At 60.5% G+C, this 768-nt stretch carries 1 pseudogene; it reads left to right on the top strand.

Going from position 1 to position 768, the window contains the following annotated elements:
- Positions 1–305: 305 nt before the first annotated feature.
- Positions 306–598, top strand: a pseudogene (locus tag JQC81_RS32585) (integrase core domain-containing protein); the annotation flags it as partial.
- Positions 599–768 lie beyond the last annotated feature (170 nt).

Below are 768 nucleotides of genomic sequence, written 5' to 3'. Positions count from 1 at the left end.
GCCTGCCCTCGTGATCGCCTGGTCCGCGTGGCGACGCGCGCATCAGGCGATGGCACAAATCTCACATCGCAAACGAAGGGTGCAACTGTAGTGCTACGGCCTGTTAGTGCTTGATCCAGTCGAGAGTGGCAGCGAGACTGGGTACGCCCATGAAGGATCGGGCCGTCTTCACATAGCAGGCTGCAACAACCCGCTACTCCTTGAGCCTCGCCCAGAGCCTCTCGATAGTCTGAATGCAAATGACAAAACCGAGTGGCTTCACCGGCAGGGTTGGTCGGAATGACGTAGCGGATCTCGACCTCTCCATGTCGATCAAGTACACCGAGCACCTCGCCGAGGCGGGCATCGAGCCATCGGTCGGCAGTGTCGGGGCCTCGTACGACAATGTCCTAGCGGAACCGTCATCGGGCGCTTCAAGACCGAAGTGATCCATCAGCGTGGTCCGTGGCGCTCCTTTGAGGCTGTCGAGTTCGCCACCCTCGAATGGGTCGGCTGGTTCAACAACCGGCGCCTGCTCGAGCCTATCGGCAACATCCCGCCCGTCGAGCCGGAAGCCGCCTACTATGCCCAGCTTGGGATCATGCCAATGGCCGCGTAGAATTCAAGCCAATCAGCCTCCGGAAGAAACGGCGCGGCTCACCCGCTTCGATCTCGCACTGATTCCGCCGCCAGGGCTACAGCTTCAAAAAAACTAGGATGGCAAAGTTAGCTGGCGGGCCTGCTGTTCGAGAGCAGCCAGATAGGCGGCGGGATCGTGCCGAAAGCGAG

The organism is Microvirga arabica, from assembly GCF_016811235.1.
Lineage (GTDB): Bacteria > Pseudomonadota > Alphaproteobacteria > Rhizobiales > Beijerinckiaceae > Microvirga > Microvirga arabica.
This window is presented reverse-complemented; position numbering and strand designations above follow the sequence as displayed.